The organism is Devosia sp., from assembly GCF_017307565.1.
Classification (GTDB): Bacteria; Pseudomonadota; Alphaproteobacteria; order Rhizobiales; family Devosiaceae; genus Devosia.
Genome location: NZ_JAFKHD010000286.1, coordinates 1 through 1800 on the forward strand (window position 1 = coordinate 1; position 1800 = coordinate 1800).

Annotated in this window: 2 protein-coding genes; both read right to left on the reverse strand. The window is 63.3% G+C overall.

The annotated features are described in order from the left end of the window. Positions 1-936 (reverse strand): ABC transporter substrate-binding protein (locus tag J0I64_RS08705; protein ID WP_291407193.1); only part of this gene is annotated, 936 nt, incomplete at its 3' end. A gap of 24 nt (positions 937-960) precedes the next feature. Next, positions 961-1800 (reverse strand): GntR family transcriptional regulator (locus tag J0I64_RS08710; RefSeq protein ID WP_291407195.1); only part of this gene is annotated, 840 nt, incomplete at its 5' end.

The following is a 1800-nucleotide window of genomic DNA, read 5'->3' on the forward strand; positions in this document are numbered from 1 at the left end:
CGAGGGCAGGATGACCGAGTGTGCTTCCTGATCGACGCCCTGGTAGATGTCGTTCACGATCGTTGCCTGATCGACGAGCTTGGCAAAGGCCTGGCGCATCTTCGGATCAGACAGCAGCGGATCCTTGACGTTGAAATTGAGGTAGTTCACGCCGAGGCCAGCAGTGATGACATTGCCGAAGCGGTCATCATTCTTGAGGCGTTCGATATCCTGCGGCGCCAGCGGCGACTGGATGACGTCGAGATCGCCGGCCTCAAAGGCCTGCGAACGAGCCGAGTTGTCGCCGATGATCTTGAGAGTGACATTCTCGATCGTCGGGGTGCCGCGCCAGTAGGCATCATTGGCTTCGAGCACGATCTCGCTGCCGCGGTTCCACGACACCAGCTTCATCGGGCCGGCGCCGACCGGGTTGAGCGCGATATCGGTGCCGCCTTCGACCAACGCCTTGGGCACAATGCCGATATCGAGATAGGTGAGGAGCGGCGCATAAGGCGCGGAGAGCGTGAACTTCACGGTCTGCGGGTCGACGGCCTCCACGGCCGAGATCGGTGCGTAGAGCGCGCGGCTCGGAGCGTTGAAGTCCGGATTGACCAGCGTCGTATAGGTGTAAACGACGTCATCGGCGGTCAGCGGGCTGCCATCCGAGAACTTCAGGTCCGGGCGGAGCTTGAAGATGAAGGTCTGCGGATCGGGCGTTTCCCAGCTTTCGGCCAGATCGGGCACCGGCTCGAGGCTCGGGGTGATGTGGACGAGACCGGAATAGATGAGGTCGGCAGCACGCGATGCGGTCGTGTCGCGCATCAAACGCGGATCGAGCGTACCAGCATCAACGTCCATCCCCACGACGAGCTTGTGCTGTTCCTGCGCGACGATGCCCTGGATCGGCATCATGCTGAGCGCCACGAGGGCGCTGGTGGTCAAAAGTAGCTTCTTCATTCCCTGTTCCCTTGATTTGACTAATTAGGCGGATAGTCGGCCCGCTAGCTGACCACCTTTGGCGCGCCGGATATCGGCGAGCCGCGGGGCCAGAATGGTGTCGAGAGCGCCCGAGTCCGGCGCATGGCGATATTCGAAACACTGCACGCCCGGCCGCACGAGCTGGGCCACATGGTCGGCGCCGGAGGCGTAGACCACAGCATCGGACCCCTCGATGACCTCGCTCAGATCCGGCGCAGACGACCAGGTGACGCGGATGTCCGAAATATGCGGCGCAAACTCGCGCACGCTGGGACGCATGATCGCGATATATTCCTTGAAGTGCGTGATGGCAGCGACCCGGGCCCGCGAGTCGAGCCCTGCAAGGCTCTGCCGCGTCCGCTGGGACGGAATGAACCGCAGCCCCAGCACGTCGCCCCTATCCACCAGAGCCCGCACTTCAGCTTCCCTGTGGCTGAAGGTGAGAACGAGGTCAGCCGAGGCACAGGCGCGCCGCTGCGGACCATCCTCGCGGATGCTGTCGAGCGTCACGAGCTCGACTTGGTCATTGCTGGCGAGCGTCGGACGGATTTCCTCGACATAGTCGCGGCCCGGCCCTTCGAAGATGCAGACAAAGACGATGTTGAGCCCGGCTGCCGGACGACGCATCTGCGCGCCGGCATTGATCATCGACACTAGCGCCATGGACGAGACGCCGAGCGCCTCGGCCTTGGCAAGAATGGCTTCGATGTCCCCGCGCAGCGCATTGATCGGCTGCCCCGATGCCGCGACCGCCAGCGGATCGCGTGCAGTGAAGGCCCCGAGGCCCGCCCGCATCTCGATCAGCCCTTCGTCGCGAAGCTGCTGGTAGACTTGGCTGACAGT